Annotated in this window: 13 protein-coding genes; 3 read left to right on the top strand and 10 right to left on the bottom strand. The window is 40.6% G+C overall.

The annotated features are described in order from the left end of the window. Positions 1-9 precede the first annotated feature (9 nt). From TPSD3_RS00080 to TPSD3_RS00095, 4 genes are all read right to left on the bottom strand, one after another. Positions 10-609, bottom strand: a complete 600-nt coding sequence (locus TPSD3_RS00080) for a TerD family protein (RefSeq protein ID WP_086486562.1) — start codon at positions 607-609, stop codon at positions 10-12. 76 nt (positions 610-685) lie between these two features. Then, positions 686-1261 carry a TerD family protein gene (locus TPSD3_RS00085; protein ID WP_086486563.1) on the bottom strand — a complete coding sequence of 192 codons (576 nt, stop codon included), beginning with the start codon at positions 1259-1261 and terminating at the stop codon, positions 686-688. 129 nt (positions 1262-1390) lie between these two features. Then, a complete protein-coding gene (gene gspM / locus TPSD3_RS00090) occupies positions 1391-1906 on the bottom strand; it encodes a type II secretion system protein GspM (protein ID WP_086486564.1) in 516 nt (171 codons plus the stop codon). Positions 1907-1957: 51 nt separating this feature from the next. Continuing rightward, positions 1958-3010 carry a succinylglutamate desuccinylase/aspartoacylase family protein gene (locus TPSD3_RS00095; protein ID WP_086486565.1) on the bottom strand — a complete coding sequence of 351 codons (1053 nt, stop codon included), beginning with the start codon at positions 3008-3010 and terminating at the stop codon, positions 1958-1960. A gap of 198 nt (positions 3011-3208) precedes the next feature. Here TPSD3_RS00095 and TPSD3_RS00100 point away from each other — a divergent pair, with 198 nt between their 5' ends. From TPSD3_RS00100 to gspG, 3 genes are read left to right on the top strand one after another with little or no spacing between them, the layout of a single operon-like run. Beyond that, positions 3209-4027, top strand: coding sequence for an ABC transporter permease (locus TPSD3_RS00100; protein WP_086486566.1), 819 nt, complete (start codon positions 3209-3211; stop codon positions 4025-4027). Position 4028: 1 nt separating this feature from the next. Further along, positions 4029-5813, top strand: a complete 1785-nt coding sequence (locus TPSD3_RS00105; protein ID WP_086486567.1) for a tetratricopeptide repeat protein — start codon at positions 4029-4031, stop codon at positions 5811-5813. Between the two features lie 46 nt (positions 5814-5859). Then, positions 5860-6270 (top strand): type II secretion system major pseudopilin GspG, encoded by a 411-nt coding sequence (gspG, locus tag TPSD3_RS00110; RefSeq protein ID WP_086486568.1) that lies wholly within the window; start codon positions 5860-5862, stop codon positions 6268-6270. Between the two features lie 69 nt (positions 6271-6339). On the opposite strand, the gene TPSD3_RS00115 is transcribed toward gspG, so the two are convergent. The 6 genes from TPSD3_RS00115 to gcvH all read right to left on the bottom strand — a co-directional run bounded on the left by TPSD3_RS00115 (position 6340) and on the right by gcvH (position 13233). Beyond that, positions 6340-7272, bottom strand: a complete 933-nt coding sequence (locus TPSD3_RS00115) for a sulfurtransferase (RefSeq protein WP_086486569.1) — start codon at positions 7270-7272, stop codon at positions 6340-6342. Positions 7273-7342: 70 nt separating this feature from the next. Then, positions 7343-8086, bottom strand: coding sequence for a hypothetical protein (locus TPSD3_RS00120; protein WP_086486570.1), 744 nt, complete (start codon positions 8084-8086; stop codon positions 7343-7345). Positions 8087-8221: 135 nt separating this feature from the next. Next, positions 8222-10120: an FG-GAP repeat protein gene (locus TPSD3_RS00125; RefSeq protein WP_086486571.1), complete on the bottom strand. Its 1899-nt coding sequence runs from the start codon at positions 10118-10120 to the stop codon at positions 8222-8224. 390 nt (positions 10121-10510) lie between these two features. Further along, a complete protein-coding gene (locus tag TPSD3_RS00130; RefSeq protein WP_086486572.1) occupies positions 10511-11356 on the bottom strand; it encodes a hypothetical protein in 846 nt (281 codons plus the stop codon). Next, positions 11353-12750: an aminomethyl-transferring glycine dehydrogenase subunit GcvPA gene (gene gcvPA / locus TPSD3_RS00135; RefSeq protein WP_086486573.1), complete on the bottom strand. Its 1398-nt coding sequence runs from the start codon at positions 12748-12750 to the stop codon at positions 11353-11355. Before gcvPA ends, TPSD3_RS00130 begins: the two co-directional genes overlap by 4 nt. A gap of 90 nt (positions 12751-12840) precedes the next feature. Next, a complete protein-coding gene (gene gcvH, locus TPSD3_RS00140; RefSeq protein WP_086486574.1) occupies positions 12841-13233 on the bottom strand; it encodes a glycine cleavage system protein GcvH in 393 nt (130 codons plus the stop codon). Positions 13234-13282 lie beyond the last annotated feature (49 nt).

Below are 13282 nucleotides of genomic sequence, written 5' to 3' on the forward strand. Positions count from 1 at the left end.
TCTGCTATTTCAAGTATATTGCCGTATTAAATCCGTTAAAGAACCCGCCTTACTGCCCTCGCCAATCGCGGCCATTTTCCACACGCCGTTATGGCGATAGATTTCCGCCATTATTAAGGCATACATTCCAGAATAATTATCGGTTAAATCATAGCGTGCAATTTCCTTATTGCTTTTTGCGTCCATCATCCGTACAAAAGCATTCTCAACCTGTCCAAAATCTTGTTTTCTTTCGACGGCTTGATAAATATTGACCACAAAAACCAAGCGATGTTTATTAGCGGGAATCGCATTTAAATCGACAATAATTTGTTCATCATCGCCCGCGCCTTCACCGGTTAAATTGTCGCCCGTGTGTTGTACGCTGCCTTCTTTACTTTTCAAATTTCCATAATAAATCACATCACTATTACTGGTTATTTTGCCCGCTTCATTGAGCATTAATACGCTGGCATCTAAATCAAAATTTTGTCCTCCTCCCCCAAATAAGCCAAATAAACCGCCTGATTTCTTACGCACATCCCAACCTAAGCCCATAATCACTCGACTTAAACCGGGAGCTTCTTTGGACAAATCAATTTTTTGCCCTTTTTGCAAACTAATCGCCATTATTTTTCTCCGTTAAAATCCGTTAAAAAATGCACTTTATTGATATTAAAATAAAGTGCATTTAAAAGAATAAAGACTAAACATTCACACCATAATTTTTGGCTAAGGGGCCTAATCCACCTTTAAAACCTTGTGCCACAGCGCGGAATTTCCACTCCCCATTATGACGGTAAATTTCACCAAAAATCATAGCTGTTTCGATGCTCATATCTTCGGATAAATCAAAACGGGTAATTTCTCGATTAGTGGCTTCATTCACGACACGAATGATCGCATTTTGTACCATGCCGAAATTTTGGCGACGTTCTTCAGCTTCGTGAATCGTGACGGTAAATGCCAGCTTATCCACATCCGCAGGAACACCGCTTAAATTAACCTTAATGACTTCGTCATCTCCTTGGGCATCTCCCGTGCGATTGTCGCCCGTATGTTCGACGGAACCATCGCTGGATTTTAAGTTATTATAGAAAATAAAATCGCTGTCATTACGCACTTTGCCCGCACTGTTAAGCATAAAAACACTGGCATCTAAATCAAAGGGTTGCCCATCCGTAGAGCGTGCATTCCAGCCTAAACCGACTAATACTTTTTCTAATCCTGGTTCTTCTTTACTTAAAGAAACATTACCACCTTTACTTAAACTCACAGACATTATCAACACTCCTAATACACCATCAATGATCAAATTAACAAGCCATTAAAACCACATTAAAATAAAAAAATAATCATGTGGCTATTTAAAGAGTGGGTACGAATCAGATCGATTTCAAGCCATGATTTGTCATGGTTGTACTGCTGACAAAGGCGTTAAAGTCAGACGGGCGCGCACTTGATTGGCTTGATTTTCGCGTTCAAGAGTAATACTTTGTGCTTGAATATGATGTTGAATGTGCAACACAGCCAGCCATTGCATTAAACGGGTAAATTCGACCTGCTCAAAACTGATGCGCACCGTTTGTTCATTTTGCGGCTCGATACGTTTATTAATCTGCGCTAAATCTCCCGTGCGAATGCTATTTTCAATAGTGGTTAATAAATGAGTGCCAATGGTTGGAGAATGAGGAATTTGTTGAACCCGCAATTGTTGTATTTGCAATGCCGCTTGACGCATCCATTGTAAATCCTGTTCTTGCGCATGAATATGCTGAATTAATTGCTGACGATGTTGCGCGAATGGCTCCCATAAAAAAAAGTAAATAAAAATTAATAATAAACTTAATCCCCCCAATAACAACATCCATTGTTCACGGGATTGTAAGTGATTAAACCATAATGATACGGGAGAAAAAAAACGCATAATGCAACCAGAGTAAATTCAGTCAATCATCAATCGTTAAAAAAATGCCTATTAAGGCATAATTTGTGGTGGATCGTCAGTTTTAATTTTATCGCTTTCATATTCTACTTGAAACGCTTCGACTTGTGCAGCGACTTGTTCTGAATCTTTAAAACTGGCAATATGAAATAAGGCATCGCCTTCATTCACTAAAGGCAAACGAGTCAAGCCAATAATAATACCATTACGACTGGCAATCACATCGATTTCTTCTTGTCCAAATGGATCGGAAATAATCCCTAATAAATCACCTTTTTTTACCCATTTTCCTAATTCTATTTCAGTGCGTAAAATGCCCCCGTGTGGCGCACGCACCCAATCGCTGGTATGGGCAATAAAAGGCTCACAACAATTCTTACGACGGCGACGCGGTGGGAGCATATCCAGCTCGCGCATGACCGATAAAATGCCTTGTACCCCCGCATTAATCGCCACTTCGTCAAAACGCAAGGCTTCGCCCGCCTCATAAAGTAGCATAGAAATACCTTTTTCTGCGGCCGCTTCGCGTAATGATCCATCTCTTAAATTAGAATTTAACAACACAGGCACACCAAAAGCATGGGCTAAACGTGCTGTTTTTGGATCGTCTAAATTGGCTCTAATTTGTGGCAAATTATCACGGTGAAAAGCCGCCGTATGTAAATCAATCCCATAATCACAATGTTCCACAATTTCGGTCATAAAAATATGGGCTAAACGTGCTGCTAATGATCCTGTTTCTGAACCGGGGAAACAACGGTTTAAATCACGGCGATCTGGTAAATAACGAGAATGATTTAATAAACCAAAGACATTAACAATAGGAATGGCAATTAATGTTCCGCGTAAATGGTTTAAAGCTGTTTGCTTTAATAAACGGCGAATAATTTCCACCCCGTTTAATTCATCGCCATGAATCGCCGCACTAACAAATAAACGAGGCCCCGCCCGCTTACCATTAATCACATGCACCGGCAATTCGATGGGCGTATGTGTGTATAAATGGGCAATCGGAATGTCGATAATGGCTTGATTACCCGGTCGAATCACTTTTTTATTAATAATAATTGGATTCGATGTGAACATGGAGTTATCCGTTTCTATTTTAGAAGACATTATTATTGTTCCACAGTCGTAAAAAAACAGCGATAAAATAAAATCGACGCTTCCTGTCTAAACGCCGCAAAAGATGTCAAAACTCGCGTTCAAGCGTCATAGATTGTGCCAAAATTAAACAAATTATGCTAACCTTACCGCATTTTTCCAACGCATAAGATAGAAATAATGGCGATACATAATTTTATTCAACGTTACGGCAATGCGACGTGGACAGGGTTAAAAATGCCCTTACAACTGGCGTGGCGGCACCGGGATTTGCTGCATTTGCTGGTCAAACGCGACATTGTCACACGAACTTCAGGAACGGTATTAGGGCATTTGTGGTTATTATTACAACCCGCGTTGCAAGTGATTGGTTTTTGGTTTTTATTAGACGTGGTGTTGCAAATTAAATTTCCTAATAATGTCCCGTTTCTTGACTATTTTTTATTGGGAATTTTGGCGTGGTTATTTATTTCTGAAGTACTCAATCGCAGTTTAAATGTATTAAGAGAATTCGGCGGTTTATATCAACGGACAGTATTTCCTATTGCTATCTTACCATTAATGTCTTTATTGCTGCCCAGTTTATTATATGCTTCGGTCTTAATGATCATGTTATTTATCATGTATGATTGGACTTTTTTACCATTGGGATTAGTGTCTATTTTCTCATTGGCAGTTTGGTTGATACCGATTTGTTATATTTTGGCAATTATTGGGCTGTTCTTAAAAGATATTGCGCAATTTTTTCCTTTTGCCATTAGCGTTACTTTATATGTTACGCCTGTCATGTATATGCCGCAATCATTACCTGATTCGATGCAGTGGTTATTATATGTTAATCCAGCGGCCGACATTATGGCTCTTTTACATGCGATGATTCAGGGATTAGATTGGCAGTGGTCAAATATAGTGCGTTTGGTGGTGATTTGGTTATTATTACTGGGGCCTGCTTGGGTTTTATTCCGTCGTGCCGAGCCACATATTCGGGAATCGTTATAGTATGGCTGATATTAAATTTTCAACGCCCCCTTCGCCGTGGTTGACCACTCACTTGTGGGCGATTCAATTATTAATTTTATTGGTTTTTACCTTGCTGATTTACGGGCATACTTTAGACGTGCCATTTTATTTAGATGATTTCTCTTCGATAGAAGAAAATCCTGTGATTTATAATTGGCAGGGAACATTGGCCGAATTATGGCAATTTTCCGCAGCACGTATTGTTGGCTATTGGAGTTTTGCGCTAAATTATAAAGTGCATCATTTTTCTTTAGCAGGCTATCATTTGGTTAATATTTTAGTGCATTTTTTAGCGGCTGCGACCGTGTTTTTATTGGTGCGTGGCTTGTTAAAAACGCCTGCTTTAAGCTGCGAAACAGATAACCGGCTTTATTATTGGTTGCCTTTTTTTGTGGCTTTATTATTTTTAACCCATCCTTTGCAAACGCAGGCTGTGACTTATGTGGTGCAGCGTTTGGCTTCAATGGCGGGGTTATTTTATTTATTGGCATTAGCGAGTTTTGTTTGGGCGCGTTTGGCGGAAAATAAACGCGCTTTTTGGACATGGTCAATATTGTGTTTATTAGCAATGGCATTGGCATTTTTTACCAAACAAAACACAGCAACATTACCTATTGCGATGGTATTAATTGGCGTGATTTTCTTTCATGACTCAATGAAGAAAATTGCGATAACCAGTGTGCTTGCTTTAGCGATTATTGGCAGTTTGATGGTTATATTAATTTCTGTCATGGGGCAAAATCCATTTTCTTTAGAAGCCATGCAGAGTTTAACCCGCGAAACCACGCAAATTTCCCGTATTGATTATCTTGCAACGCAAATAACCGTATTGTGGTGGTATATTCGTTTATTTTTTATGCCATTGGGTTTGCATATTGATTATGATTATCCGATTGCCAATGGTTTTTTTCAAGTTGATGTGATTTTAGGTTTATTGGGACATTTGGCGTTCATTGCGTTTGCTTTATGGAAAAAAAGACAATTTCCTTTATTGGCTTTTGGCATTTTATTTTATTATTTAGCGCATGCGGTTGAATCGAGTGTTTTGCCGATTCGAGATGTGGTTTTTGAGCATCGTACTTATTTGCCTAATTTTGGTTTAGCTTTATTGTTGGTTTGGTTTGTCATGACGGCAATGGCATCGTGGTTTAATTGGCGTTCGGCGATGATTTTGCTGACCGTTATCACGTTGGTTTTCTCAGGCTTAACCTTATGGCGCAATCAATTGTGGCGTGACCCCATTGCGTTATGGCAAGATAATTTGCAAAAAGCTCCTGAGAAAAAACGAGCTTGGGTGATTTTAGGCAAACATTTGGTGCAAGCAAATCGTCCTTTAGAGGGTTTGCAGGCTTTGGAACGTTCTGCGGAATTAGTGCCGGCCGAAGATGGCACAGTGCATAAAAGTTTTACCATTGAAGCCTTGTTAAATATTGTGGTGGCAATGCGTAAATTAGAACGTTATCAGGAGGCTTTGGCTTTAATTGAGCAAATTTTATTGGGGGCGGAATTGCGCGATTTTGATCGGGCTAAATTTTTGGTGAATCGCGGCAATATTTTGTATAATTTGAAATCTTATTTGCAAGCCGAAGATAGTTACCGTCAAGCCATTGCGGCTTATCCGCAAGGCATTGCTGCCCGCGCTAATTTAGCCAGTGCGTTAGCGGCACGTGGCCGCATTGATGAGGCGATTTTATTATATGAAGAAATTTTGCAAATTGATCCGAATAATCAAGTGATTTTGGATAATTTGAAAAGTTTGCGCTAAGATAATAGCGAGTGTTATTTTTGATTTATTTTTTCTGGAGTGATTCATGATGTTGCGTTTTAACGCACGAGTTTCTCGTGGTTTTACTTTAATTGAGTTGTTAATTGTCATGGCGATTTTGGGCATGTTGGCGGCTATTGTTGGCCCTACTGTGTTGAATCGTTTTGGCGAATCGCAAGTGTCTGCGGCGCGCAATCAGCTAAAAGCCTTTGAAACGGCTCTGGATACGCATCGTTTGGACACGGGCAAGTATCCTAATGGTTTGGATGGTTTATTGCGCAATACCACCAATAATCCCCGTTGGCGTGGCCCTTACATTAAAAGTTCGGAATTACCGAAAGACCCTTGGGGTAATGAATATCGCTATCGTTTGACAGGGCAAACTTATCAAATTTGCTCTTTAGGTGCGAATAGCTCGGAAGGCGGTGAGGGAGATGATGCGGATGTTTGTTTGTAATTAACGTTTTATTCTTTGTTCTGAATCAGAATTTTTAAAGTCATTCTTTCTGATTCAGGACGGGGATAATTATAAGGAAAATTCATCATCAAAAGGTTGATTTCCTTTGACCACTGGCAAGCTCCATTCACTTCCCCAATGTCTCCAGCCACCATTGTAAAGTTTCACATCAGCATAGCCCACTCGTTTTAATTGCAAATAAGCCAAAGCCATACGGAATCCATCATCACAATACACATAAATGGTTTTGTCTTTAGGAATGTCTCGATAAAGGGCTGCAATTTCCTCATCATTAAGCCATTTTTGTGAATCGGGATGCACCGCATTCACATTGACAATATTAATGGCACCGGGAATATGTCCCCCTCGGGGTGCATTTTGAATCACTTCACCGCGATATTGTTCAGGCGAGCGCAAATCTAATAAAACCACTTGAGGATCGCGGCGTGACAATACCTGATCATAAACGGCTGTCCATTCCACCAATAAATCAGCATTAGCCGGCCGCAACGTGACATTGCCTAATGCGGGCGATGGGGGTGCTGTTTGGCTTAATTCTTCAAATACGCTCCATTCTAAAAGCCCACCATTTAATATTTTTACTTGCGAAACATTAAAGCCGTACAATTCCAACATAAAATATAAACGCGCCGCTAAAACAGTGCGAGAATCGTCGTAAATTAAAATAAGAGAATCATCATTGACTCCCCATTCACGCAAACGTTGTTGAAAAGTCAGGTGATCGGGGAAACGGGTTAAAACAGACGCATGAGGGTCGCCTAAGTCCTTGATTCGTTGGACTTGATGCGCGCCTTCAACGTGACCAACGGTATAATAGCGATGCGGATGATGCCGCACTTCTAAAATGATTAATTTCTCATCATTTTTATGTTCTGATAACCAGTCGCTATCCACAAGAAAATCTGGATTGGCAATGGCTACTTTTAAAGGTAATAAGCATAAAATTAGGCTGATTTTCAGCCAATACTTAATGATAAGCATTAAGAACTCTCCTTATGGTGGTTGTTAGTTTTTGAGGGATAAATCAGAGAAAAATAATAGGCAGAATTAATCAACTATTTTCAATTTGTTGTTTGGCTATATCAATCCAATCTTGTTGAATTTTGCGTCGATCTTTAGGGAGGGATTGAGCGCGTTGTAAAATGTCATTAAATAATTGGCTGGCATGTTCGGTATGTCCTAATTTTTTTAGGAATAAAGCATAGCGACATCTTGCTTCATAACCCGAATAATAATCGTTTAATACGCGATATTCGGCTAATGCGGCTTCATCTTCTTTTAGGGCTTCTAAAGTTCTGGCATAGAGCAAATACCCTTCTTGGGATTTAAAATCAGGATTATGTTGAATTAATGCGTCTAATTCAATTTTTACTTGGGCATATTCTTCTTTTAAAAATAAGACTTGTGCTAAATTCAGCATAATATCGGGATCGTGGGCATAAATTCCTGTTAAGCTGTCCCGATAGAGTTTAATGGCATCGTCTAATAATCCAAAACGACGACACTCTTGAGCCAATTCAATTTTATTGTGGACATTGTCAGATAAATGAAGTTGCTTAACCCGCTCTTTTAAATCTCTTTGCGGATCAATCGCCGTTAAAATCTTTTTCGATATTTCCCGTCCCGCTCGCCCTTGACGAATTTCGGGCAGTAATTCAATAAAGAAATAAGCCGCACTTCCTAAGAATGGAAATAATAAAATAATAAAAATCCAATAACGTTCTCGTCCTGTTTTAATCACATGAACAATAAAAAAAACTTGTAATAGAGTAGACAAGATAATTAAAATTGGCATTGTTTTGATCCTGAAAAACTAGACGGGCTGGACAAGTGTTTTAAAGGCAAAGACCTGCCTAAATCAATCCCAGCAGGTCTTTTATCAGTACATTGTGACAACAGAGTTATCAATCTTTAACCGAACATTTAACGGTTATGGTAATGTTTTCAAACTCGTTAGGTCAATTTGAAAACGAATGGGGTCAGAAGAAACAGCCACCAATTCCAGTTGATAATGTACCCCAGAAAAATGCAAATTGGGAATGCTTAAACGTCCTGTATTCCCATCAAAAGTGCTGCTTGATGCGCTGCTTTGTTCAACAAGCCCAAAACTATCCTGTGGTAATTCAAAAATGAGCGCGGTTGGATCGACTAAATTCATCGTTGCCCAAATTTTAAATGGACTGTCGCTGATAGTCACTAAAGGCAGGTGCAATTGAAAAGTTTCGCTGTCTAACTGAGCCATATTTGGCGACGTTGCTCCAGCTTGTTTAGCCGCGACGTTCAATAACACATGTAAAACCCCACTGGAAGATGTCCCAAAACCACTGCGAGGCGCACCCAAAAGCAAGTCAGCTTTACCATCTCCATCCACATCGCTGATCGCTAAACCAGTCCCCATTTCACCACAACATAGAGATTTAGGTGGTTCAGGCGTGTAAATGGCTAAATCGGCATCCATATCTAAGTCATACATATTTTTTAGGGCATTGCTGCCATAGACAACATGTACCCAGCCATTTTTACCACTGCCGTTAAAGGCATTGGGAGAACTGATCGTTAGGTCTGATATTCCGTCGTGGTTTACGTCCTGAGCTGACAAGGTGTAACCGGTGTAAAAACCGATTTTACCTTTTTCCCCACTGAGTTTTAGTGTGACATCAGCATCTAAGAATAAATCCAGCGACTGGCCACGGTTCACCACGTTTTTAAGTACCAATACCCGCCCAATGCCCGTTGTACTCATTTGTCCCAAGCCAGACAGCGGCGCACCAATTATCAAATCCATTTGCCCGTTTCCGTCCAAGTCCCCAGCCGCAAGACTGCCTCCTACTTGGTCTCGGTTCAAGCCACCCGAAATTTTGATGTCGGCATTATCCAAATCAATAGCCCCTGACAGGCCAGTTTTTCCGTAAACCACATAAACTTGTCCTGCTTTTTCGAGACTGCCTACACTGGCTTCGGGGAGTCCGATGGCGATGTCACCAATGCCATCCCCATTCAGATCGGAAACCAATAAGCCACTTGTCATTCCACCAGACCCCGTCGCTCCCACCAAACCAACGTGATAAAAATCATCGTATCCCGGCACCCGCAAAGTCGCACCCGCAGCCACACTCAAATCCACCGCTTTATCCCATTTTTGCCCTGCTTTTCCAAATAATACATGAGCTTGGTTATTGATGTCATCAAGAATTAACAAATCATCTACTCGATCTCCGTTGACATCGCCAGTCGCCAGATTAAGCACATCTAGGGAATCTTGGGCGTTGGGTACGTTATTCGCGTGCGTGTGAGTGATAACGACATCGGCATGGGTAGGCATTTCCATTTTAGCGGAAAAGTTAGTTTTTCCGTATACAACATACAAGCGAGGTCCTTCATCACTTTTACCTTTTTTAGGCGCGTACATCACCAAATCACTCAAACCATCTTGGTCAAAATCGCCCGCTGCCAAACGAGTCCCTATTTTTTCTCCCTGAATAATGCCTGAAATCAGAAAGTTTTCTTTTCCATGCTCTGGGTCAACAGGGGAAACCAATTCTTTTAGAGAATTCCCCCCAAAGAACACGGCCACACGTCCCGTTTGAGAAATACCACGAAGCGAAGTTTCCGATGGAGAAGCCACTGCAATATCAGCGATCTTGTCCCCGTTGAAATCAGCCGTGGTCAATCCGCTAGAAAAATCAACGATTAAGGTATTGGCGGGTGATTTTCCTGTCAAAAACAAATCAACCACTCCTTGGTCTTGCACATTTAATTCAGTGATAGCCCACGTGTGATGTGTTGCCAACAAACCCGCAAGTAATATACCTACATGATAATGACGCATAGTTTTAAAACCTTTTAGCTAGAGCGGTCATAAAAATAGGACACAAACTTAATTTAAAGTCTGCTCAACGACATTCTTTAGCATATTTATTGTTACTTGTCGAGTGGATTTATTTCTATCAAAATTTTTAGCCGATTTATAAAATATCTTTTATAAATCAAAATAAAATAAAAGCATTATCTAATTAATAAATGAAGCCATTGATAAAACTTTTCTGTCAGAATCAGAATTTACAGAATTTCAGGATTTTCAGAATTAAAGAATAAAAAAATCTGCTGAAAATAAACAACTGGCAAGAATCAATTTTGAAAATTCTTGTGTCTGTAAATTCTGATTCTGACAAAATAAGGGCTTGATAAATCACATCATTTTGCTATATCCGATTCATCCTCACTCCAACACTGGCGGTGCATTACGTTCATCGTAAATCGCCGCGGGAATCAGCCATAAATTGCCATTTCCTGTCGTCCCGTCGTTGCTGCTGTAACTGTCGCGGGGCGTGCCGACGATGCCTTTTATCTCATTGTTTTCAATCGTGAAACGGTACTCAGTGGCACTGCCCCAACTGGCCGAAGAATGACGAAATTCTAAGCCACGCACCCGTTTTAACCGCACTTGGTGACGAATCGCAATGATCGGCGGAATCACTTCCAATTTGGCTTCACTGGGGTCTTTTTCTTTCTCAATTAAATCTGCAATGGCTTTTGCATTGGCTTCCTCAATACGCGCCACATTTTCCAAATAAGCAACTTGACTTAACCATTCTTCTTCATCTTTTTGGTTTTTAATCAAATACTCACTGAAAATAGTCCCGCCTAAATGCGCTCGCAAATAATTGTCTCGATTGGGCGATCCCGTGTCATGAATCACTTCTGCACCGACAAAACCTTTATTCACACTTAAAAAGTTTAAACTCGTTATATAAAAGTTACCCACTGTTTTATATTCGCCTTTCCACAAAGTATTTTGTAATTGGGCTTGTAATAAATCGCCAGTTAGCACTTGAGGCTGCGATTCTAAAATTAAAAATTGACCCGAAACCCGATCAAATCCTAATTTTAAGGTAGTGGTAAAAGGAAATGGATTTAAATTCGGCCAATGTTCAACATTGCCTAACAGTAATTCTTCGGGAGTGGACTGTATAATATATGCCCTCGAAAAATTAACTTCAGCAGCCATACTCACGCCGCTATAGCAAGACAGCGCAATAAGAAAAGTCAATAATTTCTTTTTCATAAAGGTAAACCTATGGTTGAACTTTGGGTTAATATAGAGCGTAAATTAGCCGCATAATGTTCAATATCAGCGACTGTACGCATTTCTGTGGCGCAAATTAATAAACATGGCCCCAATTCAGGATAAGTTTGGCTTAAATCATAACCACCCAAAATATGCAAATTCGCCAACGAAGTCAAAATATCAGCCACAGATTGAGAATGCTCAATGCGCACCACCACCTCATGAAAATAAGGATGATTAAATACAGGACGAATGCCGCTAATATGGCTTAATTCTTCTAACAATAAAGACGTGTTGCGATGACAAGCGCGTGCCGTTTCCGCTAAACCCGCCGGCCCTAATAGCGATAAATAAATACTGGCCGCTGTCACCATTAAGCCTTGATTCGTGCAAATATTAGACGTGGCTTTAGCGCGGCGAATATGCTGTTCACGGGCTTGTAACGTTAAGGTATATCCTGTATTTCCATCTAAATCGACCGTGCGCCCGACAATTCGCCCGGGCATTTGTCGCACATGTGCCTTTTTACACGACATAAAACCAAAACAAGGCCCCCCACCCGACATGGGAATACCCAACGGTTGCCCCTCGCCACAAACCATATCCGCACCCGATTCGCCCCACTCGCCCGGCGGCTTCAACACCGCTAAACTGAGCGGATTCACCAGCGCAATCACCAACAAATCCCGTTGCTGCGCCCAACGCGCCAAATCATCCACCCATTCCAATTGACCAAAAAAATTAGGTTGCGGAATAATTAAAGCCGCCACCCCATCTGTCGTGCTTGGCAATTGAGTTAAATCCGTCACACCCGATGTTGCGTCATAATTCAGTTCAATATACTCAATTCCTTGTGCCGCCGTTAAGCTATACAATACGCTGCGATAAATTGGATGAACGGTTTTGGGAATTAAAATTTTTTGCGCCTTATTTTTACGCAAACGCACCGCCATCAATACCGCTTCGGCCAAAGCCGACGCACCATCATACAACGACGCATTAGCCGCTTCCATACCGGTTAAGCCACTGATCATGCTTTGAAATTCGTATAATAATTGCAAAGTTCCCTGACTCGCTTCCGCTTGATAAGGCGTGTAAGCAGAATAAAATTCGCCGCGTGTCGTTAATTCCCACACGGCTGCGGGAATATAATGATCATAAGCTCCCGCACCAATAAAACAATAAGTTTTACCATTCTGTTCTGCGCGCTGACGCATTAACTGTGCGATTTCCATTTCTGATAAACGTGGCGTTAGCGCAGTCAATGCTTCCGAATGCAAATCACAACGTAATTCTTTAGGAATTTCTGCAAATAAATCTTCAATATTATCCACACCAATTGTAGATAACATCTGCTTTATTTCATCTGGAGTATGTGGAATATAAGACATGAAAAATAAACACGCTCTCATGGAGTCTAAAAAAATAAATCAATCTCCCCTATTCTTCATAAAAATAAAGAATAAGGGAGCAGCCATGGCTTAATCTTCTTCAGCCAATAAAGCCTCATAATCTTCTGGGTCTAATAATTCATCTAATACGGTGGCATTTTCAGGTCTAATTTGAAATAACCACCCTTTATCATAAGGACTGCTATTCACCAATTCAGGATGATCGACCAAATCACTGTTAATAGCAATCACTTCCCCATCCAAAGGACTGTACACATCAGAAGCCGCTTTCACCGACTCTACCACAGCACAATCTTCATTCGCAAAAACTTCCTGTCCCACATCAGGCAAATCCACAAACACCAAATCGCCCAATAACGTTTGTGCATGATCAGTAATGCCGACAGTGACACTTCCATCGTCTTCTAATCGCACCCACTCATGAGAACGGGTATATTTTAATGTATTGGGAATTTCGCTCATAAACGATGCCTCTTTATTAAGTCTTGGGTTGAAGAAAAACGAATTGAAT

Origin of the sequence: Thioflexithrix psekupsensis, assembly GCF_002149925.1 — a bacterium.
Classification (GTDB): Bacteria; Pseudomonadota; Gammaproteobacteria; order Beggiatoales; family Beggiatoaceae; genus Thioflexithrix; species Thioflexithrix psekupsensis.

Bases quoted from the DNA above. Each gene is read 5' to 3' on its own strand.
- TPSD3_RS00105 (WP_086486567.1), top strand. From the start codon at position 4,029: ATGGCTGATATTAAATTTTCAACGCCCCCTTCGCCGTGGTTGACCACT.
- TPSD3_RS00125 (WP_086486571.1), bottom strand. From the start codon at position 10,120: ATGCGTCATTATCATGTAGGTATATTACTTGCGGGTTTGTTGGCAACA.
- gspM (WP_086486564.1), bottom strand. From the start codon at position 1,906: ATGCGTTTTTTTTCTCCCGTATCATTATGGTTTAATCACTTACAATCC.
- gspG (WP_086486568.1), top strand. From the start codon at position 5,860: ATGATGTTGCGTTTTAACGCACGAGTTTCTCGTGGTTTTACTTTAATT.
- TPSD3_RS00095 (WP_086486565.1), bottom strand. From the start codon at position 3,010: ATGTTCACATCGAATCCAATTATTATTAATAAAAAAGTGATTCGACCG.
- gcvH (WP_086486574.1), bottom strand. From the start codon at position 13,233: ATGAGCGAAATTCCCAATACATTAAAATATACCCGTTCTCATGAGTGG.
- TPSD3_RS00120 (WP_086486570.1), bottom strand. From the start codon at position 8,086: ATGCCAATTTTAATTATCTTGTCTACTCTATTACAAGTTTTTTTTATT.
- TPSD3_RS00085 (WP_086486563.1), bottom strand. From the start codon at position 1,261: ATGTCTGTGAGTTTAAGTAAAGGTGGTAATGTTTCTTTAAGTAAAGAA.
- TPSD3_RS00080 (WP_086486562.1), bottom strand. From the start codon at position 609: ATGGCGATTAGTTTGCAAAAAGGGCAAAAAATTGATTTGTCCAAAGAA.
- TPSD3_RS00115 (WP_086486569.1), bottom strand. From the start codon at position 7,272: ATGCTTATCATTAAGTATTGGCTGAAAATCAGCCTAATTTTATGCTTA.
- gcvPA (WP_086486573.1), bottom strand. From the start codon at position 12,750: ATGTCTTATATTCCACATACTCCAGATGAAATAAAGCAGATGTTATCT.
- TPSD3_RS00130 (WP_086486572.1), bottom strand. From the start codon at position 11,356: ATGAAAAAGAAATTATTGACTTTTCTTATTGCGCTGTCTTGCTATAGC.
- TPSD3_RS00100 (WP_086486566.1), top strand. From the start codon at position 3,209: ATGGCGATACATAATTTTATTCAACGTTACGGCAATGCGACGTGGACA.